This window comes from Pseudomonas cremoris, assembly GCF_014230465.1.
Genome location: NZ_JAAXCY010000001.1, coordinates 694688 through 719548, shown reverse-complemented (window position 1 = coordinate 719548; position 24861 = coordinate 694688). Strand labels below are relative to the sequence as shown.

Here is a 24861-nt window from a genome sequence, read left to right as displayed (position 1 = left end):
GAGAGATCAGGCGGGGCTTTTTAGTTACTGCTGGAATCAGACCAGAGGTTTGCTCTCGTGTTCTGCTTCCTGTGCAGCAGCAGCAGCAGCTGCTGCTTCTGCTTCCTTGCGACGGCGACGCACTTCACGTGGGTCGTTCGGCGCACGGCCGTTCTCGGTCAGGGCGCTGGCAGGTGCAGCTTCAACCACTGGAGCGGCCACTTCGGCAACTACCGGTGCTTCAACTACGGGTGCTGGCTCGACGACTGGAGCAGGCTCAACCGCGGGGGCAGGCTCGGCAACCGCAACTTCGGCGACCGGTGCTGGCGCTTCCTCTACTGCTGGGGCAGGGGCTGGCGCTTCAACCGGAGCGGCGGGCTCGGCAGTCCATTGGAAGGCGGTCTGTTCTTCACGAACTTCACGAACTTCTGGCGCTGCTTCGACAACCGGTGCTTCAACAACCGCTTCAACCACTGGCTCAGGCTCGGCCACCGGTGCTGGCTCAACCACTGCCGCTTCCACTTCCGGCAAGGCTTCTTGAACCGGGGCAACTTCCACTTCCGGAACTACCGGCGCTTCGATTGGGGTGGTGGCTTCTACAACAGGTGCTTCGACAACCGGTGCTTCGAAGGACGGAGCTTCAACAGCCGGAGCCTCAACAACAGGTGCTTCAACGACTGGCGCCTCGGCAACCGGTGTTTCCACGGCGACGGTTTCTTCTACGGCAGCAGTAGCGCGTTCAGCCTGCTCGTGAGCCTGGGCTTCAGCAGGTGCGCTGATGACCGCGCTGGCAACAGCAGCGGTAACGGCCAGGCCGGCGGCCAGTTCGGCGCCACTTGGTTCGTCGGTTGCGCCTTCTGTGTTCTCGCCGGTTTCTTCCGAGCCTTCGATCACGTTGCCGTTGGCATCACGTTGACGCTCACGACGGTTGCTGCGGCGACGCTGGCCACGGGAGCGACGACGTGGACGATCGCCTTCGGCGCCTTCCTGACCATCTTCCTGCAGTTGCTCTTCACCGGTCAGTACTTCTTCTTCGCTGGCGGCAGCGGCTTGCTCGGCACGTGGTTGACGTTCTTCACGCGGGGCGCGTGGTTGACGCTCCTCACGTGGCGCACGCTCTTCACGCGGCTGACGAGCCGGGCGCTCTTCGGCAACTACGGCTGCACCGGCAACGGCTGGGGCCGCGTCCAGTGGCTCGCGCAGTTCACGCACGCGCTCTTCGCGTTCGCCGCGTGGCTTGCGATCTTCGCGCGGTGCACGTGGAGTGCGTGGTGCACGCTCTTCGCGCGGTGCACGTTCTTCACGGGCTGCGGCTGGGGTTTCTTCACGGGCTTCGCGAGGCGCACGTTCTTCACGCGGTGCGCGCTCTTCACGAGGCGCACGTTCTTCGCGCGGCTTGCGCTCTTCGTCGCGGCGACCGTTGCGGTTGCGGCTCTGCTGGCGACCGTTGCGACGCTCTTCGTTGCGTGCCGGGCGTTCGGCGGCAGGTTTTTCAACCACAACCGGTGCCGCAGGCTCTTCCTTGGTGGCGAACAGGCTGACCAACGACTTCACCAGGCCTTTGAACAGGCTTGGCTCAGGCAGGGCGGCCGGTGCGGCAACAGGGGCAGCAACTTCGGTCGGAACCGGTGCGTTGGCACGGGCCGGCGCGGTCTTCACGGCAGCTTCCTGGCGAACCAGGGTGCGGGTCGCTGCGGCTGGCTGGACTTCTTCCACTTCGGCTGCGGCTGCGGCGATTTCGTAGCTGGATTGGCCGCTATGGGCTTCCGGGCTGTCATCACGCAGACGCTGCACTTCAAAGTGCGGCGTTTCGAGGTGATCGTTCGGCAGAATGACGATACGGGCGCGAGTGCGCAGTTCGATCTTGGTGATCGAGTTGCGTTTTTCGTTGAGCAGGAAGGCTGCAACCGGGATCGGCACTTGCGCGCGGACTTCGGCGGTGCGGTCTTTCAGGGCTTCTTCTTCGATCAGGCGCAGGATCGCCAGCGACAGCGATTCAACGTCACGGATGATGCCGGTGCCGTTGCAACGCGGGCAGACGATGCCGCTGCTCTCGCCCAGGGATGGACGCAGGCGTTGACGGGACATTTCCAGCAGGCCGAAGCGCGAGATGCGGCCGACTTGCACGCGGGCGCGGTCAGCTTCCAGGCACTCGCGGACTTTTTCTTCCACGGCGCGCTGGTTCTTGGCAGGGGTCATGTCGATGAAGTCGATCACGATCAAGCCGCCGATATCACGCAGGCGCAACTGGCGGGCGATTTCTTCAGCCGCTTCCAGGTTGGTCTGCAGGGCGGTTTCTTCGATGTCGCTGCCTTTGGTCGCACGCGCCGAGTTGATGTCGATGGACACCAGGGCTTCGGTCGGGTCGATCACGATGGAGCCGCCGGAAGGCAGTTCGACCACGCGCTGGAAAGCGGTCTCGATCTGGCTTTCGATCTGGAAACGGTTGAACAGCGGTACGCTGTCTTCGTACAGCTTGATCTTGCTGGCGTACTGCGGCATCACCTGGCGGATGAAGGTCAGGGCTTCGTCCTGGGCTTCAACGCTGTCGATCAGCACTTCGCCGATGTCCTGGCGCAGATAGTCGCGGATAGCGCGGATGATCACGTTGCTTTCCTGGTAGATCAGGAACGGCGCGGAACGATCCAGGGACGCTTCTTTGATAGCGGTCCACAGTTGCAGCAGGTAATCGAGGTCCCACTGCATTTCTTCGCTGCTACGGCCCAGGCCGGCAGTGCGAACGATCAGGCCCATGTCGGCAGGTGCGATCAGGCCGTTCAGCGCTTCGCGCAGTTCGTTGCGCTCTTCGCCTTCGATGCGACGGGAAATGCCGCCGGCACGTGGGTTGTTCGGCATCAGGACCAGATAGCGGCCAGCCAGGCTGATGAAGGTGGTCAGGGCTGCGCCCTTGTTGCCACGTTCTTCTTTCTCGACCTGAACGATGACTTCCTGGCCTTCGCTCAGGACGTCCTTGATGTTCACGCGGCCTTCGGGGGCTTTCTTGAAGTATTCGCGGGAGATTTCTTTAAGGGGCAGGAAGCCGTGGCGCTCGGAGCCGAAATCGACAAAGGCAGCCTCAAGGCTTGGTTCAATGCGAGTAATACGGCCTTTGTAGATGTTGGCCTTCTTTTGCTCGCGTGCACCGGATTCGATGTCCAGGTCGTAGAGGCGTTGGCCATCTACCAGTGCAACACGCAACTCTTCGGGTTGAGTTGCGTTAATCAGCATTCTTTTCATGTTGTACCGTCGGTTTCCGGGCTGCCGGAAACGGCGTTCGGCACACACGACTTCTCACGGTCGGTGTCAGGTGCGTCAAGAGTGGTTGGCCACTCCAGTGTCCAGCAAACACCGGCCAATTGGGCCAGTATCGCGACGGACGCGTCCTGCTTGTTAGCGGTGGTGACAAAGGCACCACTTCAACAAAAGCTAAGGTCAGGAGGAGGAATCAACCGGCGACTGTGGACGAGATGAAGCGTCTAAATATAAGCCTAGTGCTACACAGTCCGACGGTTGTGCATCTCCACCCTACACGTATCCCTGATAATTCGGGTGCTGCCGCGCGCAGAATCCGCAGCGGGTTGGCATTTACCGTGTTCTCCAATGGGGAGTCCACGCTCATGGCTAAACAAGACTAGGTGTGGGCGACTGCGCTCTCACTCAGCTCTTAACAGGCGTTGTTTCCGAAGCATTCGCCATGGTCTGGCTCAAGACTGACTGCACTTTGTGAACTGGCCGTAAATATCGGCGCAAAACGCGAGTATTCACTCTGCTTTCTGCACTCGCTTCAGGCCTCATGTCACCTGCGCTCGTTACAATCCTGAGCCTTCCAAGGTGGCGAAAGCCCCGTAGGACGGCCTCGCGTCCTGATGAATTGCGATGGTCAGGGCCGGCAGTTTGCCGCATGTCCTCTGGCCAGGCCGCTTTTGGCGGCGTTCGCGACTATAGCAGCAATGATTAAGTGCTTCAAATCCATAAAAATTGTTATCATCGCCGGCATGACGACTACCGCCCCCCAGACCCCCAGCGTCCAGCTGCTCGAGGTCTCGCCGGAATATGCCGGCCAACGCATCGACAATTTTCTCCTGGCCAGGCTCAAAGGCGTGCCCAAGACCTTGATTTACCGCATCTTGCGTAAAGGTGAAGTGCGGGTGAACAAGGGCCGGATCAAGCCCGAGTACAAGCTGCAGGCGGGCGATATCGTCCGTGTACCGCCGGTTCGCGTGCCAGAACGTGACGAGCCTGTGCCATTGGCTCAAGGCTTGTTGCAGCGCCTGGAAGCCTCGATTGTCTTCGAAGACAACAAGCTGATCGTGATCAACAAGCCGTGCGGCATTGCGGTTCACGGCGGCAGCGGCCTGAACTTCGGCGTGATCGAAGCCTTTCGTCAGTTGCGTCCGGATGCCAAGGAGCTGGAGCTGGTCCATCGCCTGGACCGCGACACTTCCGGTCTGCTGATGATCGCCAAAAAGCGCAGCATGTTGCGTCACCTGCACACCGCCCTGCGTGGCGACGGTGTGGACAAGCGCTACATGGCGCTGGTGCGCGGCAACTGGGCCAGTTCCATCAAGAGCGTGCGTGCGCCTCTGCAGAAGAGCAACCTGCGCTCCGGCGAACGCATGGTGGAGGTGGACGAGGAGGGCAAAGAAGCGCTGACCCTGTTCAAGGTGCTGCGCCGCTTCGGCGACTTTGCCACCATGGTTGAGGCCAAGCCGGTGACCGGGCGTACCCATCAGATCCGTGTGCATACCCTGCATGCGGGCCATTGTATTGCCGGTGATACCAAATACGGCGACGAGGATTTCTCCAAGGAGATCCGCGACCTGGGTGGCAAGCGCCTGTTCCTGCACGCCTACATGCTGACCGTGCCGCTGCCCGATGGTGGCGAATTGAAGCTGCAGGCCCCGGTCGATGAGATGTGGGCCAAGACCGTGGAGCGTTTGAGTGTCGCACCTTGATTACAAACTGCTGATTTTCGATTGGGACGGGACCCTGGCCAACTCCATTGGCCGGATTGTCGAGTCGATGCATGCGGCGTCGACCCGTTCGGGCTACGCGCTGTGCACGGATCACGCGGTCAAGGGCATCATCGGCCTGGGTTTGCCTGAGGCGATTCGCACGTTGTACCCAGAGATCAGTGATGCTGATTTGATTGCGTTTCGCGAGCACTACGCTGATCACTACATCGCCCTGGAGGCTGAGCCCTCGCCGCTGTTTGAGGGCGTGGTGCAGTCTCTGAATGCCTTTCGTGCCGAGGGTTATCACCTGGCGGTCGCTACCGGCAAGGCCCGTCGCGGCCTGGATCGGGTGCTCAAGGCTCACGGTTGGGAAGATTATTTCGATATCACCCGTGCTGCCGATGAAACCGCCAGCAAACCCCATCCTCTGATGCTCGAACAGATCATGGCCCATTGCGGTGTGTCGCCGCGCCAGGCGTTGATGGTAGGCGATGCCTCCTTCGACCTGATGATGGCGCGCAATGCTGGCATGGACAGTGTGGCGGTCAGCTATGGCGCCCAGTCTGCCGAGGCCTTGCAGCAATACGAGCCGCGGCTGACGATTGATCATTTTTCCGAATTGCAGGCCTGGCTCAGCCGGGCCCGATAAGTCTTTGCTGGGGTTAATGGCATGAGTGACGAATGGAAAGCGCCCGAAAAGGCTGAAAGCGGCGATGACAAAAGCTGGAGGCTGTTGGAGAAGACCCTGCTGGCCAGTGTCCAGGAGCAGCGCCGTGCGCGGCGTTGGGGGATTTTCTTCAAGCTGCTGACCTTTGTGTGGCTGATCGCAATGCTGGCGCTGTTCAGTCCGCTGATGGACATGGAAAAGAACGCAACTCGCGGTGCCAACTACACCGCGCTGATCGAGGTGCGCGGGGTGATCGCCGACAAGGAGTCCGCCAGCGCCGACAATATCGTCAGCAGCCTGCGGACTGCATTTGAGGACCCCAAGGTTAAAGGCGTGATCCTGCGTATCAACAGTCCGGGCGGTAGTCCGGTGCAGTCGGGATATGTGTATGACGAGATTCGCCGTCTACGCGGCTTGCACCCGGATACCAAGCTTTATGCGGTGATTTCCGATCTCGGTGCCTCCGGGGCTTATTACATTGCCAGCGCGGCTGATCAGATCTATGCCGACAAGGCCAGCCTGGTCGGCTCCATTGGCGTGACGGCCGCCGGTTACGGGTTTGTCGGCACCATGGAGAAACTCGGCGTAGAGCGCCGCACCTACACTTCGGGCGAGCATAAATCCTTCCTTGATCCGTTCCAGCCGCAAAAGGCTGATGAAACCGAGTTTTGGCAGGGCGTGCTCGACACCACGCATCGTCAGTTCATCGCCAGTGTGAAGCAGGGGCGTGGCGATCGTCTGAAGGACAAGGAACATCCGGAACTGTTTTCGGGGTTGGTGTGGTCGGGCGAGCAGGCATTGCCGCTAGGCTTGATCGACGGCCTGGGCAGTGCCAGTTCGGTTGCGCGGGATGTGATTGGCGAGAAAGAGCTGGTGGATTTCACCGTGCAGGAATCGCCGTTTGACCGGTTCTCCAAGAGGCTGGGCGCCAGCGTGGCGGAGAAGTTGGCGCTGTATATGGGCTTCCAAGGCCCGAGCCTGCGCTAAGGTTCTGAGCCTGGTGTAGATCCAAGTGTGTGCGGGCTTGCTCGCGAATACGGTGGGTCAGTCGCATATGTACTGGCTGATATGCCGCCTTCGCGAGCAAGCCCGCTCCCACATTGGTTTTGTGGGGTGCTTAGGGTATTTGCACGCCTTCGGCCAGCAGCATATCTACCAGCCGAATCAGCGGCAGTCCCACGAGGCTTGTTGCATCCGGCCCTTCCGTGCTCTGGAACAAGCTCACACCCAGCCCTTCTGCCTTGAAGCTGCCCGCGCAGTCATAGGGTTGCTCAATCCGTAGATAGCGTTCGACCCGCTCCGGGTCCAGCTCACGCATGTGTACGGTAAACGGCACACAGTCGACTTGGCAGTGACCGGTCTCGGTGTTCAGTAATGCCAGCCCAGTCAGGAAGCTGACCCGCTTGCCGCTGGCGGCCAGGAGTTGATCGCGGGCGTTTTCAAAGGTGTGCGGTTTGCCGATGATTTTTCCGTCGAGTGCTGCCACCTGATCGGAGCCGATGATCAAATGCCCTGGATGGCTGGCTGCAAGGGCGCGGGCTTTCTGTTCAGCCAGGCGCTTGACCAGTTCCACGGCGGACTCATTTGCGTGATGGCTTTCGTCGATGTTCGGCGAGCTGCAAGTGAATGAAAGATGCAGGCGGCTCAGCAATTCCCGGCGATAAACCGAGCTGGATGCGAGTAATAAAGGCAGCATGGGCGTCTCCTCAAGGCAGCCGGGGATTCTAGCTGCGTGACCGGCTGACGCACAGGGCTGAATTTCCTTTGACATGGCCGGGTGCATCCCTATAATGCTGCGCCTATGTTGAATGACCCGATTCCACCTCACGTTGACCCGCGCAAATTGGCTGATCGTGGCACTTCCCTTCAAGGTGAGTTGCTGCTGGCCGATTTGGAGAGACTCTGCGACCCGCTTTCCGACACTGTCGGTACGGTGCAGGCCAAATTCGTTTTTGAACGAGATGAACGTAAATCTGTGGTAATCCACAGCTTTATCGACACCGAGGTCAAAATGGTTTGCCAGCGTTGTCTTGAGCTGGTCACCCTGCCGATCCACAGCGAGTGCAGTTATGCTGTGGTGAAGGAGGGTGCGAATACCCAGTCGTTGCCGAAAGGTTATGACGTGCTGGAACTGGGCGAAGATCCTTTGGATCTGCATGCACTGATCGAGGAGGAGCTTCTGCTCGCCTTGCCCATTGTGCCTGCTCATCATCCGGAAGAATGCCAGCAGCCGGCGGGTCTCGATGACGAGCCCGAACCGAGCGAGGACGAGGTAACGCGGTCCAACCCGTTCAGTGTATTGGCGCAGTTAAAGCGTGACCCAAACGTTTAGGAGTTAATCAATTATGGCTGTTCAGCAGAACAAAAAATCCCGCTCTGCCCGTGACATGCGTCGTTCGCACGATGCCCTGACGGCAAGCACTCTGTCTGTAGAAAAAACCACCGGTGAAATTCACCTGCGTCACCACGTATCGCCAGAAGGCGTATACCGTGGCCGTAAAGTGATCGACAAGGGCGCTGACGAGTAATCACTTGTCTGCTCTAGTCATCGCGATAGACGCAATGGGCGGGGACTTCGGTCCCCGCAGCATTGTTCAGGCCTGCATTGCCAGCCTGTCTGCCACACCCTCGCTGCACCTGACCCTTGTCGGTCAACCCTCCTTACTTGAAGAACTGATTGCCAGCCATCCGGCGGTGGATCGCGCGCGCCTGACGATTACGCCGGCCAGCGAAACCATCACCATGGATGAAAAGCCGGCGGCTGCCCTGCGTGGCAAGCCTGACTCTTCGATGCGGGTGGCGCTTGAGTTGCTGCGTGATGGCAAGGTGCAAGCCTGTGTCAGTGCTGGCAATACCGGGGCGCTGATGGCTTTGTCGCGGCATGTGCTTAAGACATTGCCTGGCATTGATCGGCCAGCGATGGTAGCGGCGATTCCGACGCAGCAAGGCTATTGCCAGCTGTTGGACCTGGGGGCAAACGTTGATTGCAGTGCCGAGCACTTGCTGCAGTTTGCCGTGATGGGCTCGGTGGCTGCCGAGGCGTTGGGCGTGGCCCGGCCGCGTGTTGCCTTGCTGAATATCGGCACCGAGGACATCAAGGGCAACCAGCAGGTCAAGCTCGCCGCCACGTTGTTGCAAGGTGCGCGTGGCTTGAACTACATCGGTTTTGTCGAGGGTGACGGTCTGTACCGTGGCGAAGCGGATGTGGTGGTGTGCGATGGGTTTGTCGGCAATATCCTGCTCAAATCCAGTGAAGGCCTGGCGACCATGATCGCTACGCGTATCGAAGCGTTGTTCAAGCGCAACCTGGTTTCACGCATCGTGGGGGCCTTGGCGTTGCCGTTGATGCGCCGTCTGCAGGCTGACCTGGCGCCGGCGCGGCACAATGGTGCGAGTTTTCTCGGCCTGCAAGGCATCGTGGTGAAAAGCCATGGTTCGGCGGGCGTGGAAGGCTTTCAAAGCGCGATTGCGCGGGCCCTGATCGAGATTCAGGAAAACCTGCCGCAACGCTTGCACGGCCGTCTAGAGGACCTGTTGCCTTAGGCGAATCGGCCCGGAAATGCTTAAATGTGACCGGCCAGTTCAATTGACCATCCAATCTGTCAGTTTCGGGTGCTCCCACCGTAGGGGTGCCCATATCCGACGACCAGATCATTAGGGGCTTGTTACATGTCTACATCCCTCGCATTCGTCTTTCCAGGGCAGGGTTCGCAGTCCCTCGGCATGCTGGCCGAGCTGGGCGCGCAATACCCGTTGATCCTGGACACCTTCAAGGAAGCTTCCGATGCCTTGGGTTACGACCTGTGGGCGTTGACCCAGCAAGGGCCGGAAGAGCAGCTCAATCAAACCGACAAAACCCAGCCGGCCATCCTGACCGCTTCGATCGCCCTGTGGCGCTTGTGGCTGGCAGAAGGCGGCGCACGCCCGGCATTCGTGGCCGGTCACAGTCTGGGCGAATACAGTGCCCTGGTTGCAGCGGGTAGCCTGACCCTGGCTGAAGCGGTCAAGCTGGTTGAGCGTCGTGGCCAACTGATGCAAGAAGCCGTTCCGGCCGGTCAGGGCGGCATGGCTGCGATCCTGGGCCTGGACGACGCCGTAGTGATCGAAGCCTGTGCCGAAGCGGCACAAGGTGACGTGGTCAGCGCAGTGAACTTCAACTCCCCTGGCCAGGTGGTAATCGCCGGCGCCAAGGCTGCAGTTGAGCGCGCCATCGAAGGCTGCAAGGCCCGTGGCGCCAAGCGCGCGCTGCCGTTGCCGGTAAGCGTGCCGTCCCACTGCGAGCTGATGCGCCCGGCGGCCGAACGTTTTGCCGAATCCATCGCCGCCATCAACTGGCAGGCGCCGCAGATTCCGCTGGTGCAGAACGTCAGCGCGGCCGTGGCCGCCGACCTCGACACCCTCAAGCGTGACTTGCTGGAGCAGCTCTACAAGCCCGTACGTTGGGTTGAGTCGGTCCAGACCCTGGCCGCCAATGGCGCCACCGAGCTGGTCGAGTGCGGTCCGGGCAAAGTCCTGGCCGGTTTGAACAAGCGCTGCGCCGACGGAGTGTCGACCGCGAACCTCAATACCCCAGATGCCTTCGCTGCCGCTCGCGCAGCATTGGCCTGAAGAATTAGGAGAAGCCTGCATGAGTCTGCAAGGTAAAGTTGCACTGGTTACCGGCGCAAGCCGTGGCATTGGCCAGGCGATCGCCCTGGAGCTGGGCCGTCAGGGCGCCGTTGTCATCGGCACCGCCACTTCTGCCTCGGGCGCCGAGCGTATCGCCGCGACCCTGAAGGAAAACGGCGTGCAAGGCACCGGCCTTGAGCTGAACGTCACCAGCGACGAGTCCGTGGCAGCCGTACTGGCCGAGATCACTGCACAGTTCGGTGCGCCGGCTATTCTGGTGAACAACGCCGGTATCACCCGCGACAACCTGATGATGCGTATGAAAGACGACGAGTGGTACGACGTGGTCGATACCAACTTGAACAGTCTGTTTCGCCTGTCCAAGGGCGTTTTGCGCGGCATGACCAAGGCGCGTTGGGGCCGAATTATCAATATTGGCTCCGTAGTGGGTGCCATGGGCAACGCAGGCCAAGTAAACTACGCCTCCGCCAAGGCCGGCCTGGAAGGTTTCAGCCGTGCACTGGCGCGTGAAGTCGGCTCGCGGTCGATTACGGTCAACTCGGTGGCCCCAGGGTTCATCGATACCGATATGACCCGCGAGCTGCCGGAAGCACAGCGTGAAGCCTTGCTGACGCAGATTCCGCTGGGCCGTCTGGGCCAGGCTCAAGAGATCGCGAATGTGGTCTCTTTCCTGGCATCCGACGGTGCGGCATACGTGACTGGGGCTACAATCCCGGTGAACGGCGGGATGTACATGAGTTAAATTGTGACGGATCGCTTCAAAAAAATGTCATACGAGCTGTCTAAAATCCGTTATAAAGCTGCAACTTAATTTATAGGCGGATGGCCGACCGGGTACGTGGTGAAGCTTTCAGTTGAAAAGCTGAAAAGGCTTTCTATACACTTACCCACTGGCCAGCTGCCTGAATTTGTCCATTAGGAGTTAAACAAGGTATGAGCACCATCGAAGAGCGCGTCAAGAAAATCGTCGCCGAGCAACTGGGCGTTAAAGAAGAAGAAGTGGTCAACACTGCTTCCTTCGTAGAAGACCTGGGTGCCGATTCCCTTGACACCGTTGAGCTGGTGATGGCTCTGGAAGAGGAATTCGAGACCGAAATCCCGGACGAAGAAGCTGAAAAAATCACTACCGTTCAAGCTGCTATCGACTACGTTACTGCCCACCAGGCGTAATAGTTTTTAGTCGTCGCTTGCTGTTGGGAAAAACCGCACTGCTGTTACAGCGTGCGGTTTTTTCTTTAGCTCTATAGCAAAGTGTCGTCATTAGAAAAAGGAGAGTGCTGTGTCGCGTAGACGCGTCGTAGTCACCGGTATGGGTATGTTGTCGCCACTGGGTACGGATGTGCCAAGCAGTTGGCAGGGCATTCTGGCTGGCCGCAGTGGTATTGGTCTGATCGAACACACGGACCTTTCTGCCTATTCCACCCGTTTTGGCGGCTCGGTAAAGGGTTTCAATGTCGAGGAATACCTCTCGATCAAAGAGTCCCGCAAACTCGACCTGTTCATTCAATACGGCCTGGCAGCCGGTTTTCAGGCAGTGCGTAACGCCGGCCTGGAAGTCACCGACGCCAACCGTGAACGCATCGGCGTGGCCATGGGCTCGGGTATTGGTGGCCTGACCAATATCGAAGAAACCAGCCGCATCCTGCACGATACTGGCCCCCGTCGAATTTCACCGTTCTTCGTGCCGGGCTCGATCATCAATATGATTTCCGGGTTCCTGTCGATCCACCTGGGTGCGCAGGGGCCTAACTACGCCATCGCCACCGCGTGCACCACCGGCACGCATTGCATCGGCATGGCTGCGCGCAACATTGCCTATGACGAAGCCGACGTGATGATCGCCGGCGGCGCCGAGATGGCTGCTTGCGGCCTTGGCATGGGCGGCTTCGGCGCGTCCCGTGCACTGTCTACCCGCAACGACGAGCCGACCCGTGCCAGCCGTCCGTGGGATAAGGGCCGTGACGGTTTCGTGTTGTCCGACGGCGCCGGTGCCCTGGTGCTGGAAGAGTTGGAGCACGCCAAGGCGCGTGGTGCCACCATTTACGCCGAGCTGATCGGCTTTGGCATGAGCGGCGATGCTTACCACATGACCTCGCCACCGTCCGACGGTGCCGGCGCTGCGCGTTGCATCACCAACGCCCTGCGTGATGCGAAGGTCAATGCGGACCAGGTGCAATACATCAACGCACATGGCACTTCGACCCCGACTGGCGACTTGGCGGAAGCCGAAGCTATCAAGTCGGTGTTCGGCGAGCACGCCTACAAGTTGGCGGTCAGCTCCACCAAGTCCATGACCGGTCACCTGCTGGGTGCGGCGGGCGCGGTCGAGGCGATCTTCAGCGTGATGGCCATCAAGGATCAGGTCGCTCCGCCGACCATCAACCTGGATGAGCCGGACGAAGGTTGCGACCTGAACTTCGTGCCGCACGAAGCGCAGCAGATGCCGATCGACGTAGTGTTGTCCAACTCGTTCGGTTTTGGTGGCACCAACGGTTCCCTGGTGTTCCGCCGGTTCGCCGAGTGATGGAAAGCTGGGTCGACGGTCAGCCAGCGGACAACGTGCCCCTGAAAGATCGCGGCCTGGCGTATGGCGATGGGCTGTTCGAAACCATCGCCGTCAAGGCCGGGCAACCTGTGTTGCTCGACCGCCACCTGCAGCGCCTTGATGAGGGTTGCAGGCGCCTCGCCTTGGCTGCCGATCACGGGTTGATCCGCAGCGAAGTGCTGGCCTACGCCTTGGCCCTCGGCGACGGTGTTCTCAAGTTGATCCTCTCTCGCGGCGACAGCTTGCGGGGTTATGGCATCAACCCTGGCGCGCCGGTGCGCCGTATCTTGCAGGGCAGCCCGCCCGCAACCTATCCCCACACCCACGCAACCGATGGCATCCGCCTGTTCCCGTGCGCGACCCGTTTGGCCGAGCAGCCCTTGCTGGCGGGCCTCAAGCACCTTAACCGCCTGGAGCAAGTGATCGCCCGCGCCGAGTGGCAGGATGCCGAACATGCCGAAGGCTTGATGCAGGATATATCTGGCCGAGTGATCGAAGGTGTATTCAGCAATCTGTTCCTGGTACGTAATGGCTTGTTACTAACCGCCGATCTGAATCGTTGTGGCGTTGCCGGGGTGATGCGCGCCGAGATTCTGGCCCAGGCGCAGGCACTGGGCATCCCGGTGGCTGTGGCCGACATCAGTATCGAGCAGTTACAGCAGGCCGACGAAGTTTTTGTCTGCAACAGCGTTTATGGCATTTGGCCGGTGCGCGGTTGCGCTGCGATGAGCTGGTCGGTTGGGCCGCTCACCCGTAAACTGCAGGGCATTGTTCGCGCGCTATTGGATATTTGAGTTGATACGAAAACTGGTTGTACTGCTGCTGATCGGTCTGTTCTCGGCGGCTTTGCTGTTGGGCTATTCGGCCTGGAAGTTCGACTCTGCCTTGAAGCAGCCCTTGAACCTGACCCAGGAGCAATTGCTCGATGTACCGGCAGGGGCGACCCCTACCGGCACCTTCAATCGCCTGGAAGCCGACGGCGTGCTCGATGGCGCCTTCTGGCTGCGCTTGTATTGGCGTTTCAACCTCGACGGCCAACCGCTGCACAGCGGCGAATACCGCATGACGCCCGGCATGACCGCACAAGGTTTGATTGGCCTATGGCAGCGCGGTGAAGTGGTGCAGTACAGCCTGACGTTGGTGGAGGGCTGGAATTTCCGCCAGGTTCGCTCGGCGCTGGCCAAGCATGAAAAGATCGTGCAAACCCTTTCCGGCCTCAGCGACAGCGAAGTAATGGACAAGCTCGGCCACCCCGGTGTGTTCCCCGAAGGTCGCTTCTTCCCGGATACCTATCGTTTCGTGCGTGGGATGACCGACGTCGAATTGCTGAAAAAAGCCTATAACCGCCTGGACGACGTACTTGCCCAGGAGTGGAGCAAGCGTGCCGCCGATGCGCCGTACACCGAGCCTTATCAAGCGCTGATCATGGCGTCCCTGGTCGAGAAGGAGACCGGTGTACCTGAGGAGCGCGGGCAGATTGCCGGGGTGTTCGTGCGTCGCCTGAAAGTCGGCATGCTGTTGCAGACCGACCCCACGGTGATCTACGGCCTGGGAGAGCGCTACAACGGCAAGTTGACCCGCGCTCATCTCAAGGAGGCCAACCCCTATAACACCTATATGATTTCCGGTTTGCCGCCGACACCGATTGCCATGGTCGGCCGCGAGGCGATCCACGCGGCGCTCAACCCGGTGCCGGGCAGCAGCCTGTATTTCGTCGCCCGTGGCGATGGCAGCCATGTTTTCTCCGATGACCTGGATGCGCATAACGCCGCCGTGCGTGAGTTCCAGCTCAAGCGTCGTGCTGACTACCGCTCCAGTCCCGCACCGGTGGTAAAACCGGCGGAAGATCCGGCGCCATCGACCGAGGCACCTGCTGAAACGCCGGCCACGCCTACGCCCGACACTGTCGCGCCGCAAAGCCCGCAATGACTCTGACTAAGGACTGCCTGTGACTGGCTTGTTTATTACCCTGGAAGGCCCCGAAGGCGCCGGCAAAAGCACCAACCGCGATTACCTCGCCGAGCGTTTGCGCGCCGAGGGCATCGAGGTCGTGTTGACCCGTGAGCCCGGTGGTACGCCACTGGCCGAGCGCATTCGTGAAGTGCTGCTGGCTCCGGGTGAAGAACAGATGAACCCCGATACCGAGCTGCTGCTGGTGTTCGCCGCGCGTGCCCAGCACCTGGCCGAAGTGATTCGCCCGGCCCTGGCCCGTGGTGCCGTGGTGATTTGTGACCGTTTCACCGACTCCACCTACGCCTATCAGGGCGGTGGCCGGGGTTTGTCCCTGGAGCGTATTGCCACGCTGGAAACTTTCGTCCAGGGCGATTTACGCCCCGATCTCACCCTGGTGTTCGACTTGCCGGTAGAGGTCGGGCTGGCCCGTGCCAGCGCGCGTGGCCGCCTGGATCGTTTTGAGTTGGAAGGTCGGGCCTTCTTCGATGCGGTACGTACCGCATTCCTCAAGCGCGCTAATGCTGAACCTGCGCGTTACCACTTGCTGGACGCTGCCCAGCCGCTGGCTCAGGTGCAGCAAGCCATTGACGCCCTGTTGCCGACACTGCTGGAGCGCGCCCGTGGCTGAAGCCTACCCGTGGCAAGACAGCCTCTGGCAGCAACTGGCCGGCCGTGCCCAGCATGCCCATGCCTACTTGCTGCATGGGCCGATAGGGATCGGTAAGCGTGATCTCGCCGAGCGGCTGATGGCCAGCCTGCTGTGCCAGCGCCCGGTCAATCTGGAGGCCTGCGGCGAGTGCAAATCCTGTCTGCTGCTCAAGGCGGGCAGTCACCCGGATAACTACCTGCTGGAGCCCGAGGAAGCCGACAAGGCGATCAAGGTCGACCAAGTGCGCGATCTGGTCAGCTTCGTGGTGCAGACCGCGCAGATGGGCGGGCGCAAGGTGGTGTTGATCGAGCCGGTAGAGGCGATGAACATCAACGCCGCCAACGCCTTGCTCAAAAGTCTGGAAGAACCTTCCGGCGATACGGTGTTGTTGTTGGTGAGCCACCAGTCCAGCCGTCTGCTGCCAACCATCCGCAGTCGCTGCGTACAGCAGGCATGCCCGTTGCCGAGCGAGGCCATGAGCCTTGAGTGGTTGGGGCAGGCATTGCCTGATTGCAGCGCAGAAGAACGGGTTGAGTTATTGACCCTGGCCGCCGGCTCACCCCTGGCTGCGGTAAAGCTGCAAGCCCAGGGCGTACGCGAGCAACGTGCGCTGGTGGTGGATGGCGTGAAGAAACTGCTCAAGCAAGAACTGTCTGCCACGCAACTGGCCGAAAGCGCCTGGAAGGATATTCCGCTGCTGCTGCTGTTCGACTGGTTCTGTGACTGGTCCAGCCTGATCTTGCGTTACCAGTTGACCCAGGATGAAAGCGGCCTGGGCCTGCCGGACATGCGCAAGGTGGTGCAATACCTTGCGCAGAAAAGCGCCCAGGACAAGGTGCTCACTATTCAGGACTGGATCCTCGCCCAGCGCCAGAAGGTGCTCGGCAAAGCCAACCTCAACCGTGTGCTGTTGCTCGAGGCGCTGCTGGTGCAGTGGGTTGGCCTGCTCGGCCGTCGTTAATTTCCGAGGCCTGCGGGTGTATCGTGGGCCAGACACTTTCCGTGATTTAAGTCGTAGATGCCTATGCTCGTAGATTCCCATTGCCACCTTGATCGCCTCGACCTCTCTCAGCACGGCGGCTCCCTGGACGCGGCCCTCGAAGCCGCTCGCCAGCGTGGGGTAGGGCACTTCCTGTGCATCGGCGTCAGCGCTGAAAACGCTGCCGACGTCAAAGCCCTGGCCGAGCGTTATGCCGATGTGGACTGCTCGGTGGGTATCCACCCGTTGGACCTCAAGCCCGGCGAAGCGCCTGCGCTAGATTGGTTGCTGGGTGAACTCAACCACCCGCGGGTGGTGGCGATTGGCGAAACTGGCCTGGACTACCACTACGAACCCGAAGCCGCCGAGTTGCAGCAAGCCTCCTTTCGCTTGCACCTGCAAGCCGCCCAGCAAACCGGCAAACCGGTGATCGTCCACACGCGGGGCGCCCGCGCCGATACCCTGGCCCTGCTGCGCGAAGCTGCGCTACCCCAGGCCGGCGTGCTGCACTGCTTTACCGAAGACTGGGAGATGGCCAAGGCGGCTCTGGACCTGGGTTTCTACATCTCGCTGTCGGGCATCGTCACTTTTCGCAATGCCGACGCTTTGCGCGACGTGGCACGCCAGGTGCCGGCCGACCGGCTGCTGGTGGAAACCGACTCGCCGTATCTGGCGCCGATCCCGCATCGGGGCAAGCCCAACTTGCCGGAATACGTCCGAGACGTGGCAGATTACCTGGCGATGCTGCGCGGCGAGTCCGTGGAGCGTTTTGCCGAGCAGACGACTGAGAACTTCAAACGCTTGTTCCCATTGGCGCACGTCAAATCCTAGGCAAAAAAAACCCGGGTTCTGGGGGGTGAATCCGGGCTAAGACCATTAGGAGTAAAACAAGGGCACACAGTCCTTCGGTACCCAGGTCGGCGCGTCACTTGGGGGAGATGTCACGCCGACAGTTCAAGTATTGATCAGTATCTGATTCAGTCCAGTCGCGACTGTTCGTTTTTTAAACAGATTTGGAATACACGCGCTTCGCTTGAGTTCTCATTACGCAGGTGTACGGCGGTAGTTGTTGCGTATTATTTCTGACTGATAGGCGACTATTCGTTGGCGCAGGGTTAGGAAGGTGCGCAGATTGTTCACATAGGCGTTGCTCGGCGACCGTTCAGTCTGGATAATCCCTCGCATCGGGTAAATCGTATCGCCACGTATCCGTGGCCCTGCGCAACCCGCCCCCTATTCACCTCTGCAGATCTCTTCCTCATGCACAAAGAACCCCGTAAGGTCCGTGAGTTTCGCCGCCGTGAGCAGGAAATTCTCGACACCGCGCTCAAGCTGTTCCTCGAACAAGGTGAAGACAGCGTCACCGTCGAGATGATCGCGGATGCCGTGGGTATCGGCAAAGGCACCATCTACAAGCACTTCAAGTCGAAGGCCGAGATCTACCTGCGCCTGATGCTCGACTATGAGCGCGATTTGAACGAGCTGCTGCATTCGGCCGATGTCGACAAGGACAAGGAAGCGCTGTCGCGCGCCTATTTCGAATTCCGCATGCGTGACCCGCAGCGGTACCGCCTGTTTGACCGCCTGGAAGAAAAAGTGGTCAAGGGCCATCAGGTGCCGGAAATGGTCGAAGAGCTGCACAAGATCCGTGCCTCGAACTTCGAACGCCTGACCCTGCTGATCAAGGGCCGTATCAGCGAAGGCAAGCTGGAAGACGTACCGCCGTATTTCCACTACTGCGCTGCCTGGGCGTTGGTGCACGGCGCGGTGGCGCTGTACCACTCGCCGTTCTGGAGCAACGTGTTGGAAGATCAGGAAGGTTTCTTCCAGTTCCTGATGGACATCGGTGTACGCATGGGCAACAAGCGTAAACACAGCAGCGAGCCACCGGCTGCCGAACTCCCTGCCACCTGAGGATTTACTGCCACGCGCAGTACCCCAGGAATATACTCAGGCAAGGACGCTTGCTAAAAGCTGATTTTTCAGTCAGCTTTTAGCGCGCCCGTAACATCCTCTGTCGGAGTGATCCATGATCGTTGATCGTCAAGGCAGGCGTTTTCGCAATTTGCGGATCAGCCTGACCTCAGCCTGCAATTATGCGTGTACCTACTGCGTGCCCAACGGCAAGCGGCTGGTGGCTGCCCAGGACGAACTCTCGGCCGAGGCCATGGCCCGCGGTGTGGCCTATCTGATTGAGGCGGCCGGTATCGAGCGCCTGCGTATCACCGGCGGTGAGCCGCTGGTCAGCCCAAAACTGGAAGCCTTCATGGGCGCCGTAGGGCAGATGGGGCTCAGTGATATCAGCCTGACCACCAACGGCCAACTGCTTGCACGCAAGTTGCCGTTGCTGGTGGATGCCGGGATCAAGCGCATCAACGTTTCCCTCGACACTCTGGACGCCGACGCCTTCCGCAGCATCGCCCGTGGCGGCGACTTGGCCACCGTGCTCGACGGCATGGACCAGGCCCGCGCTGCCGGGATCAAGATCAAGGTCAATATGGTGCCACTGCGCGGCCAGAACCTGGACCAGGTGATGCCGTTGCTGGATTACTGCCTGAAGCGCGGCTACGAATTGCGGTTTATCGAGTTGATGCGCATGGGGCACCTGGCCAAGGACTCCAACGCGTTTCTGCAGCAATTTGTCAGTCTGCAGCAGCTACTCAGCCTGATCGGCGAACATCACGAGTACCTGCAAGCCAACGCTCCTGTGGACGCGACGGCGGTGCGCTACGAAGTGCCGGGCAAAGGCTACTTCGGTGTGATCGCTAACGAGAGCGTGCCGTTCTGCCGTACCTGTTCGCGGCTGCGCTTGTCTTCCACGGGTTGGTTGCATGGGTGCTTGTCGTCGAGCAATCGTCATTACGTCGGTGACTTGCTGGACCTGCCGCGACACCAGGCATTGCCTGCCCTGCAAGGTCTGTTGATGAAAGCCTTGGGCGACAAACAGGAAGTCGCGTTTTCGGGTGGCGCTACCATCATGAAGATCATCGGCGGCTAAAACGCCTACATTTGGACAGGTGCCTCTCCTGAATGGCGCGGTTTCTGCATCTCACGCCCATTCGCCGGTTTTCCGTCACCGGCTTCTGGAGGAATAGGATGCGTAGTCTGGTTTTGTTGCTGGCGTCGTTGGCGCTGAGTGGTTGCATGACCGTCAGCGATATGGCCGAAGGCACCCGTTATCAGATGAGTGACGCCGGGCTGCTGGACCACAGCGATACGCGCCGCAGCAACTCGGTTCGCGTGCAGCCGGACTCGTTTATCTTCATCGCCCAAGGTGCCTTTGTGCCGCCAGGCAGCGCCTATCCGCGTCCAAACGTGGTGGCTGAAGAGGCTTTTAATGGTTTTGTCGAATACTTCCCCATGGTGCGCCGCGCCCGTCAGGCTGAAGGCCTGGAGCAGGCGATGGCCGAAGCGCGTGGCGCGGGTGCCCACTATTTGCTGTATTGCCGTTTCGCGGCAGCGGATGACCGCATCGGCAACGCCGACGAGTGGTCCGATCAGGAGGCCCTCGACCGACTCGGCCTCGACAGTGGCGTGATCCAGGTCATGTTGATCGAGACCAGCACCCAGTATTTGATCGATACTGTGCGCATTCGCAGCCGTGGCGGTTTACTGACGTTCCACGACAACAAGCCACAAGACCTGATCGCTCGTCCCCTTGCGCAGTACGCGCGCAGCCTGCTGGGCATGAGTGACCAATAAATCCCGAGGAGAACCCCATGACCGATTCCGCCAAGGCCAATGATCTGTTGGCCCAACTGCCCAAGGGCAAGGGGCCGGCGCCGGTGCACATGTGGAACCCGGATTTCTGCGGCAACATCGACATGCGTATCGCCCGTGATGGCACCTGGTTCTACCAGGGCACGCCGATCGGGCGTAAGCCGATGGTCAAGTTGTTCTCCAACATCATCCGCCGCGATGGCGATGAGTACTTCCTGGTCACGCCCGTGGAAAAGGTCGGCATCACCGTCGATGATGCGCCCTTTGTCGCCGTGACCCTTGAGGTGGAAGGGCAGGGCGAAAGCCAAGTGCTGCGCTTCACCACCAACGTCGATGAGCCGATTGAAGCGGGCATGGAACACCCATTGCGCGTAGTGATCGACCCCATTACCCAAGAGCCGTCACCCTACCTGCGGGTGCGCACCAACCTCGAAGCCCTGGTACACCGCAACGTGTTCTACCAATTGGTTGAACTGGCGGTGAGCCGTCCGATCAACGGTCAGAACTGGCTTGGGGTCTGGAGCGGCGGGGAGTTTTTCCGTATTGGCCTGGAGCCCTGAGGCCGGTTTTTTCATTCCTCTGAAATAATTCGCTTGCTGCACAGCGGGGCTTTCGGTTATCAATTTGTACATGATTAGACATGTCCGATTTGATAAGAAAAAACGCGTCGTCGACGAACTGATCCGCCGTATCGAGGGCGGGGTGATGGTCGACGGTTTCCTCTTGCCCGGCGAGCATCAGTTGGCCGAAGAGTTTGCAGTCAGCCGCGGCACCCTGCGCGAAGCCCTGGCCGAACTCAAGCGGCGCAATTACATCGCCACCCAAAGCGGCGTCGGCTCCATTGTCACCTTTGACGGCATGGTGCTCGACCAACGCAGCGGCTGGGCGCAAGCCCTGGCCGATACGGGCGCCTCGGTGAACACCGATATCCTGCGCCTGGAGGCGGTAACCCGCCCGGACCTGCTCAGCCGTTTCGGCAGCGACCAATTTATCGCCCTCGACCGCCGCCGGCGCACGCCGGATGGCATCGCTGTGTCTCTTGAGCGTTCGCTCATGCCCGCTTCAGGTGGCCTGGAAAGCCTGCCGCAGGTCGGCCTGATCGATAATTCCCTGACCATCACCCTGGCAGCCTACGGTTACGTCGGCGCCGAAGGTGATCAGTGGATCGGCGCCGAACCACTCAACGATGAAGACGCCGAACTGCTCGGTCGTCCGACGGGCACGGTGTTCCTCAAGGCGTCACGCACGACCTACGACCGGCGCGAACGGTTCATGGAACACGTCGAAAGCCTGCTCGACCCTCTGCACTTTCGCCTGCACCTCCAGTTTGGAAACTCGAAATGACCTCGCACACTCGCGCCCTCGGCGCCTTCTACGGCTTGGCGTTGGGCGATGCCCTGGGCATGCCCACCCAGTCACTTAGTCGTGAGCAAGTACGCGCGCGCTTCGGTGCGATCACTGCGTTGGAAGATGCCGATGCGCACCAGCCCATCGCCCCGAACATGCCAGCCGGTTCCATCACCGATGACACCGAGCAGGCGATCCTGGTCGGTGAGTTGCTGGTCGAAGGTCAAGGCAGCATCGAACCCACCGTGCTCGCCCAGCGCCTGATCGACTGGGAAGCAGTGATGCGTGCCAAGGGCTCCCAAGACTTGCTGGGTCCTTCGACCAAGCGCGCGATCGACATGATCCTCGCCGGGCACACCCCGGAAGAGTCTGGTCGCTACGGCACCACCAACGGCGCGGCCATGCGCATCACGCCCGTGGGGATTGCCGCCGATGTCAGCGACCCTGCGCAGTTTATCCAGGCGGTGATCCAGGCGTGCCAGGTGACCCATAACACCACGTTAGGCATCTCCAGCGCGGCGGCGGTAGCGGCGGTGGTCTCGGCGGGCATCAACGGTGCGGACCTCGGTGAAGCGTTGAACATCGGCACCCAGATCGCCCAGCAGGCTGAAGGCCATGGCCATTGGATCGCGGGCGGGCGTATTTCCACCCGTATCAGTTGGGCGCGCACCTTGAGCGTGGGCAGCGCAGACAAGGCGCTGTTCGCCGACCTGTTATACGAATTGATCGGCACCTCCGTGGCGTCCCAGGAGTCGGTGGTGGTGTCGTTTGCCCTGGCCCAGCAAGTGGCCGTGGGTGACATGAATGCATTCGAGGCCCTGTGCCTGGCCGCCAGCCTGGGTGGCGACACCGACACCATCGCCGCGATTCTCGGCGCGATGTTGGGGGCGTGTCTTGGGATGCAGTGCTGGCCGGAGGCGATGATCGAACAGGTCAAGGCCGTCAATGGTTTGGATTTGCAGCCGTTGGTCAACGGTTTGCTCGCGTTGCGCTAAACACCACAGATAGTTGCCACAACCACAACAATACAGGCATCAGGAGCACCCCTCATGAGCAGCACCTCTTCCGGCCAAGGCGCCGGGCAATTGGAAACACGCGGCATCGAGCCGGTCCCGGAAGCCGAGTGCAACGGCCACCCGCTGCAACTGTTCTGGGTATGGTTCGCGGCCAATATCAGCATCCTCGGCTTGCCACTGGGCGCAACGCTTGTTGCGTTTCGTGGCCTGGCCATCTGGCAGGCGGTCATCGTGGCGATCCTCGGCGCCGCCGGTTCGTTTGCGGTGGTGGGCATTATCTCCATTGCCGGTCGTCGTGGCCGCGCGCCGAGCCTGACCCTGTCCCGCGCCATCTTCGGCGTGCGCGGCAATATCGGGCCGACGCTGGTGTCGCTGATGTCCCGCCTGGGCTGGGAAACCGTCAACACCACCACCGCCGCCTTCGTGTTGCTGTCGTTGTGTTCGATCCTGTTCGGTTCGCCGGTCGAGGCGAAAAGTGCACCCATCCTCACGCTTATCTTCATCGCGATTTTCGTGCTGTTGACCCTGTCGGTCTCCGGCCTTGGTCATGCGACATTGCTGGTCATTCAGAAGTGGGCTACCTATGTGTTCGGCGCCTTGAACATCCTGGTGGGCGGCTTCCTCTGCGCCACCATCGACTGGAGCGCCGTATTCAATGCGACCCCGGCACCGCTGAGCGCAATGATCATCGGCGTCGGTACCATGGCCGCCGGTACCGGTATCGGTTGGGCCAACGCCGGTGCCGACATGTCGCGCTACCAGCACCGCAGCGTCAAGGCCGTGCGCCTGGTGGCCTCTGCCGCCTTCGGTGCGGGCATTCCACTGGTACTGTTGATCACCCTTGGTGGCCTGCTCTCGGTCGGCAATAACGACTTGGCCTCGGCCACTGACCCGATCATCGCGATCCGCGACATGCTGCCGACCTGGATGGCGGTGCCGTACCTGATCACCGCGTTTGGCGGGCTGTTGCTGTCCAACAACCTGTCGGTGTACTCCGCCGGCCTCACCACCTTGACCCTCGGTCTCAAGGTCAAGCGCGTGCATGCGGTGATTGTCGACATCGTGGCGATCTTCGCCGGCTCCATCTACTTCATGCTGATCGCCGACAGCTTCTACGGCCCGTTCATCACCTTTATCTCGCTGCTGGCGGTGCCGATCACGGCGTGGGTCGGCATCTTCGTGGTCGACCTGATCCACCGTCACTACTACAGCCCCACGGACCTGCTGGACGTCAGCCCAAGCAGTGCCTACTGGTATCGCGGCGGTGTGGAATGGCGTGCATTCGGCGCCTGGGCCGTGGCGATTGTGCTGGGTTTCAGCTTCACCACCATCGGCACCACTGCCGAAAACATTTGGTTCGCCGGGCCATTGTCCGACTCTTGGTTGGGCCACAACGGCCTGGGCTGGATCGTCACCTTCTTGGTGGCCGGCGGCATTTATGCAGTACTGGGTGGCGCAGCTGATCGTCGCCCGGCTTTGGTAGAGAGTCACAATGTCTAGATTGCTGCACACCGGCCAAGTCATCGTTGACCTGGTCATGGCCCTCGACACCTTGCCCGCAACCGGCGGTGACGTGCTGGCGCAATCCGCCAGTTTCGAAGCCGGCGGTGGCTTCAACGTCATGGCAGCGGCGCGGCGCAATGGCTTGCCGGTGGTGTACCTCGGTCGTCATGGCAGCGGCCGCTTCGGCGACCTGGCCCGCGCCGCAATGCAAGCCGAGGGCGTGGAGATGGCCCAGCCGGCCAGCACCGACAAAGACACGGGCTTATGCGTGTCGCTGACTGAGGCCACCACCGAGCGAACCTTCATTTCCCATATCGGTGCCGAAGGTGACTTGAGCGCCGACGACTTGGCGCGCGTGACGCCGCAGCCTGGCGACTACGTGTATGTCAGCGGCTACAGCCTGTTGCTGGAGGGCAAGGCACAGGCGCTGCTCGACTGGGTCGTGGCGTTACCGCGTGAGATCAACGTGGTGTTCGACCCGGGGCCGCTGGTCAAGGCGCCGGAATCGGCACTGATGGTGGCGTTGCTGCCGCGTATCGATATCTGGACCAGCAATGGTCCGGAAGCCTTGGCGTTTACCGGTGCACGTACGCTGGCGGATGCGCTGGGCGAGTTGAAACGTCATTTGCCAGAGGGTGCATTGCTGGTGGTGCGTGATGGCCCGAAAGGTTGCTGGGTGAATGCTGACCATGTGCCGGGCTTCAAGGTGAAAGCCGTAGACAGCAATGGCGCGGGCGATGCCCATGCGGGAGTGTTTGTAGCCGGGTTGGCTGCGGGACTTGCGCCGGTTCAAGCGGCGCGCCGCGCGAATGCGGCTGCGGCGTTGGCGGTGACGCGTTGGGGGCCGGCAACATCCCCGGGCACTGCCGAGGTCGACGCCTTACTCATTGAATAAACTCGCTCAAAACTGTGGGAGCAG

The 24861-nt window shown here is 60.7% G+C and carries 25 protein-coding genes; 23 read left to right on the top strand and 2 right to left on the bottom strand.

Annotated features, from left to right (window positions below):
• Positions 1-36: 36 nt before the first annotated feature.
• Positions 37-3216, bottom strand: coding sequence for a ribonuclease E (gene rne, locus HF257_RS03310; protein ID WP_185703229.1), 3180 nt, complete (start codon positions 3214-3216; stop codon positions 37-39).
• Between the two features lie 758 nt (positions 3217-3974).
• Between rne and rluC the strand changes: the two genes are divergently transcribed.
• From rluC to HF257_RS03295, 3 genes are read left to right on the top strand one after another with little or no spacing between them, the layout of a single operon-like run.
• A complete protein-coding gene (gene rluC, locus HF257_RS03305) occupies positions 3975-4934 on the top strand; it encodes a 23S rRNA pseudouridine(955/2504/2580) synthase RluC (protein WP_033901273.1) in 960 nt (319 codons plus the stop codon).
• On the top strand, positions 4921-5583 hold the full coding sequence (locus HF257_RS03300; RefSeq protein ID WP_185703231.1) for an HAD-IA family hydrolase: 663 nt from the start codon (positions 4921-4923) through the stop codon (positions 5581-5583). Before rluC ends, HF257_RS03300 begins: the two co-directional genes overlap by 14 nt.
• A 21-nt stretch (positions 5584-5604) precedes the next feature.
• Positions 5605-6588 (top strand): S49 family peptidase, encoded by a 984-nt coding sequence (locus HF257_RS03295; RefSeq protein ID WP_185703233.1) that lies wholly within the window; start codon positions 5605-5607, stop codon positions 6586-6588.
• Between the two features lie 130 nt (positions 6589-6718).
• Here HF257_RS03295 and HF257_RS03290 read toward each other — a convergent pair whose 3' ends face one another.
• On the bottom strand, positions 6719-7297 hold the full coding sequence (locus tag HF257_RS03290; RefSeq protein ID WP_185703235.1) for a Maf family protein: 579 nt from the start codon (positions 7295-7297) through the stop codon (positions 6719-6721).
• Between the two features lie 105 nt (positions 7298-7402).
• On the opposite strand from HF257_RS03290, the gene HF257_RS03285 reads away from it, so the two are divergent.
• From HF257_RS03285 to HF257_RS03190, 20 genes are all read left to right on the top strand, one after another.
• On the top strand, positions 7403-7933 hold the full coding sequence (locus HF257_RS03285; RefSeq protein ID WP_010566563.1) for a YceD family protein: 531 nt from the start codon (positions 7403-7405) through the stop codon (positions 7931-7933).
• Positions 7934-7946: 13 nt separating this feature from the next.
• The gene (gene rpmF / locus HF257_RS03280; RefSeq protein WP_008152339.1) at positions 7947-8129 is read left to right on the top strand and encodes a 50S ribosomal protein L32; all 183 of its coding nucleotides are present in this window, start codon (positions 7947-7949) and stop codon (positions 8127-8129) included.
• A 4-nt stretch (positions 8130-8133) separates the two neighbouring features.
• A complete protein-coding gene (plsX, locus tag HF257_RS03275) occupies positions 8134-9144 on the top strand; it encodes a phosphate acyltransferase PlsX (protein ID WP_185703237.1) in 1011 nt (336 codons plus the stop codon).
• 126 nt (positions 9145-9270) lie between these two features.
• Positions 9271-10209 (top strand): ACP S-malonyltransferase, encoded by a 939-nt coding sequence (gene fabD / locus HF257_RS03270; RefSeq protein ID WP_105525044.1) that lies wholly within the window; start codon positions 9271-9273, stop codon positions 10207-10209.
• Positions 10210-10228: 19 nt separating this feature from the next.
• On the top strand, positions 10229-10972 hold the full coding sequence (gene fabG / locus HF257_RS03265) for a 3-oxoacyl-ACP reductase FabG (protein ID WP_185703239.1): 744 nt from the start codon (positions 10229-10231) through the stop codon (positions 10970-10972).
• 191 nt (positions 10973-11163) lie between these two features.
• Complete coding sequence (gene acpP / locus HF257_RS03260; protein WP_007987170.1) at positions 11164-11400, top strand: acyl carrier protein; 237 nt, start codon at positions 11164-11166, stop codon at positions 11398-11400.
• A 109-nt stretch (positions 11401-11509) separates the two neighbouring features.
• Positions 11510-12754: a beta-ketoacyl-ACP synthase II gene (fabF, locus tag HF257_RS03255; RefSeq protein ID WP_185703241.1), complete on the top strand. Its 1245-nt coding sequence runs from the start codon at positions 11510-11512 to the stop codon at positions 12752-12754.
• Complete coding sequence (gene pabC / locus HF257_RS03250; protein WP_185703243.1) at positions 12754-13569, top strand: aminodeoxychorismate lyase; 816 nt, start codon at positions 12754-12756, stop codon at positions 13567-13569. The genes fabF and pabC overlap by 1 nt, the downstream gene beginning before the upstream one ends.
• A gap of 1 nt (position 13570) precedes the next feature.
• Positions 13571-14704, top strand: coding sequence for an endolytic transglycosylase MltG (gene mltG / locus HF257_RS03245; RefSeq protein WP_185703245.1), 1134 nt, complete (start codon positions 13571-13573; stop codon positions 14702-14704).
• A gap of 19 nt (positions 14705-14723) precedes the next feature.
• The gene (gene tmk, locus HF257_RS03240; protein ID WP_185703247.1) at positions 14724-15356 is read left to right on the top strand and encodes a dTMP kinase; all 633 of its coding nucleotides are present in this window, start codon (positions 14724-14726) and stop codon (positions 15354-15356) included.
• The gene (locus tag HF257_RS03235; RefSeq protein ID WP_185703249.1) at positions 15349-16338 is read left to right on the top strand and encodes a DNA polymerase III subunit delta'; all 990 of its coding nucleotides are present in this window, start codon (positions 15349-15351) and stop codon (positions 16336-16338) included. The genes tmk and HF257_RS03235 overlap by 8 nt, the downstream gene beginning before the upstream one ends.
• Before the next feature lie 63 nt (positions 16339-16401).
• Positions 16402-17187, top strand: a complete 786-nt coding sequence (locus HF257_RS03230; protein ID WP_185703251.1) for a TatD family hydrolase — start codon at positions 16402-16404, stop codon at positions 17185-17187.
• A gap of 429 nt (positions 17188-17616) precedes the next feature.
• On the top strand, positions 17617-18270 hold the full coding sequence (locus HF257_RS03225) for a TetR/AcrR family transcriptional regulator (protein ID WP_185703253.1): 654 nt from the start codon (positions 17617-17619) through the stop codon (positions 18268-18270).
• 115 nt (positions 18271-18385) lie between these two features.
• A complete protein-coding gene (locus tag HF257_RS03220; protein ID WP_185703255.1) occupies positions 18386-19354 on the top strand; it encodes a GTP 3',8-cyclase MoaA in 969 nt (322 codons plus the stop codon).
• 98 nt (positions 19355-19452) lie between these two features.
• Positions 19453-20058 (top strand): DUF4823 domain-containing protein, encoded by a 606-nt coding sequence (locus tag HF257_RS03215; protein ID WP_185703257.1) that lies wholly within the window; start codon positions 19453-19455, stop codon positions 20056-20058.
• 17 nt (positions 20059-20075) lie between these two features.
• Positions 20076-20636, top strand: coding sequence for a DUF1285 domain-containing protein (locus HF257_RS03210; RefSeq protein WP_185703259.1), 561 nt, complete (start codon positions 20076-20078; stop codon positions 20634-20636).
• Positions 20637-20706: 70 nt separating this feature from the next.
• Complete coding sequence (locus HF257_RS03205; protein WP_185703261.1) at positions 20707-21420, top strand: GntR family transcriptional regulator; 714 nt, start codon at positions 20707-20709, stop codon at positions 21418-21420.
• Positions 21417-22418, top strand: coding sequence for an ADP-ribosylglycohydrolase family protein (locus HF257_RS03200; RefSeq protein WP_185703263.1), 1002 nt, complete (start codon positions 21417-21419; stop codon positions 22416-22418). The genes HF257_RS03205 and HF257_RS03200 overlap by 4 nt, the downstream gene beginning before the upstream one ends.
• 54 nt (positions 22419-22472) lie before the next feature.
• Positions 22473-23939 carry a purine-cytosine permease family protein gene (locus HF257_RS03195; protein ID WP_185703265.1) on the top strand — a complete coding sequence of 489 codons (1467 nt, stop codon included), beginning with the start codon at positions 22473-22475 and terminating at the stop codon, positions 23937-23939.
• Positions 23932-24837 carry a PfkB family carbohydrate kinase gene (locus HF257_RS03190; protein ID WP_185703267.1) on the top strand — a complete coding sequence of 302 codons (906 nt, stop codon included), beginning with the start codon at positions 23932-23934 and terminating at the stop codon, positions 24835-24837. Before HF257_RS03195 ends, HF257_RS03190 begins: the two co-directional genes overlap by 8 nt.
• Positions 24838-24861: the final 24 nt, after the last annotated feature.

What these genes read in the sequence shown, in the direction of transcription:
- rne (WP_185703229.1), bottom strand. Translation starts at nt 3,216, where the DNA reads ATGAAAAGAATGCTGATTAACGCAACTCAACCCGAAGAGTTGCGTGTT.
- rluC (WP_033901273.1), top strand. Translation starts at nt 3,975, where the DNA reads ATGACGACTACCGCCCCCCAGACCCCCAGCGTCCAGCTGCTCGAGGTC.
- HF257_RS03295 (WP_185703233.1), top strand. Translation starts at nt 5,605, where the DNA reads ATGAGTGACGAATGGAAAGCGCCCGAAAAGGCTGAAAGCGGCGATGAC.
- HF257_RS03290 (WP_185703235.1), bottom strand. Translation starts at nt 7,297, where the DNA reads ATGCTGCCTTTATTACTCGCATCCAGCTCGGTTTATCGCCGGGAATTG.
- HF257_RS03285 (WP_010566563.1), top strand. Translation starts at nt 7,403, where the DNA reads ATGTTGAATGACCCGATTCCACCTCACGTTGACCCGCGCAAATTGGCT.
- rpmF (WP_008152339.1), top strand. Translation starts at nt 7,947, where the DNA reads ATGGCTGTTCAGCAGAACAAAAAATCCCGCTCTGCCCGTGACATGCGT.
- fabD (WP_105525044.1), top strand. Translation starts at nt 9,271, where the DNA reads ATGTCTACATCCCTCGCATTCGTCTTTCCAGGGCAGGGTTCGCAGTCC.
- fabG (WP_185703239.1), top strand. Translation starts at nt 10,229, where the DNA reads ATGAGTCTGCAAGGTAAAGTTGCACTGGTTACCGGCGCAAGCCGTGGC.
- acpP (WP_007987170.1), top strand. Translation starts at nt 11,164, where the DNA reads ATGAGCACCATCGAAGAGCGCGTCAAGAAAATCGTCGCCGAGCAACTG.
- pabC (WP_185703243.1), top strand. Translation starts at nt 12,754, where the DNA reads ATGGAAAGCTGGGTCGACGGTCAGCCAGCGGACAACGTGCCCCTGAAA.
- HF257_RS03230 (WP_185703251.1), top strand. Translation starts at nt 16,402, where the DNA reads ATGCTCGTAGATTCCCATTGCCACCTTGATCGCCTCGACCTCTCTCAG.
- HF257_RS03225 (WP_185703253.1), top strand. Translation starts at nt 17,617, where the DNA reads ATGCACAAAGAACCCCGTAAGGTCCGTGAGTTTCGCCGCCGTGAGCAG.
- HF257_RS03220 (WP_185703255.1), top strand. Translation starts at nt 18,386, where the DNA reads ATGATCGTTGATCGTCAAGGCAGGCGTTTTCGCAATTTGCGGATCAGC.
- HF257_RS03215 (WP_185703257.1), top strand. Translation starts at nt 19,453, where the DNA reads ATGCGTAGTCTGGTTTTGTTGCTGGCGTCGTTGGCGCTGAGTGGTTGC.
- HF257_RS03210 (WP_185703259.1), top strand. Translation starts at nt 20,076, where the DNA reads ATGACCGATTCCGCCAAGGCCAATGATCTGTTGGCCCAACTGCCCAAG.
- HF257_RS03205 (WP_185703261.1), top strand. Translation starts at nt 20,707, where the DNA reads ATGATTAGACATGTCCGATTTGATAAGAAAAAACGCGTCGTCGACGAA.
- HF257_RS03200 (WP_185703263.1), top strand. Translation starts at nt 21,417, where the DNA reads ATGACCTCGCACACTCGCGCCCTCGGCGCCTTCTACGGCTTGGCGTTG.
- HF257_RS03195 (WP_185703265.1), top strand. Translation starts at nt 22,473, where the DNA reads ATGAGCAGCACCTCTTCCGGCCAAGGCGCCGGGCAATTGGAAACACGC.
- HF257_RS03190 (WP_185703267.1), top strand. Translation starts at nt 23,932, where the DNA reads ATGTCTAGATTGCTGCACACCGGCCAAGTCATCGTTGACCTGGTCATG.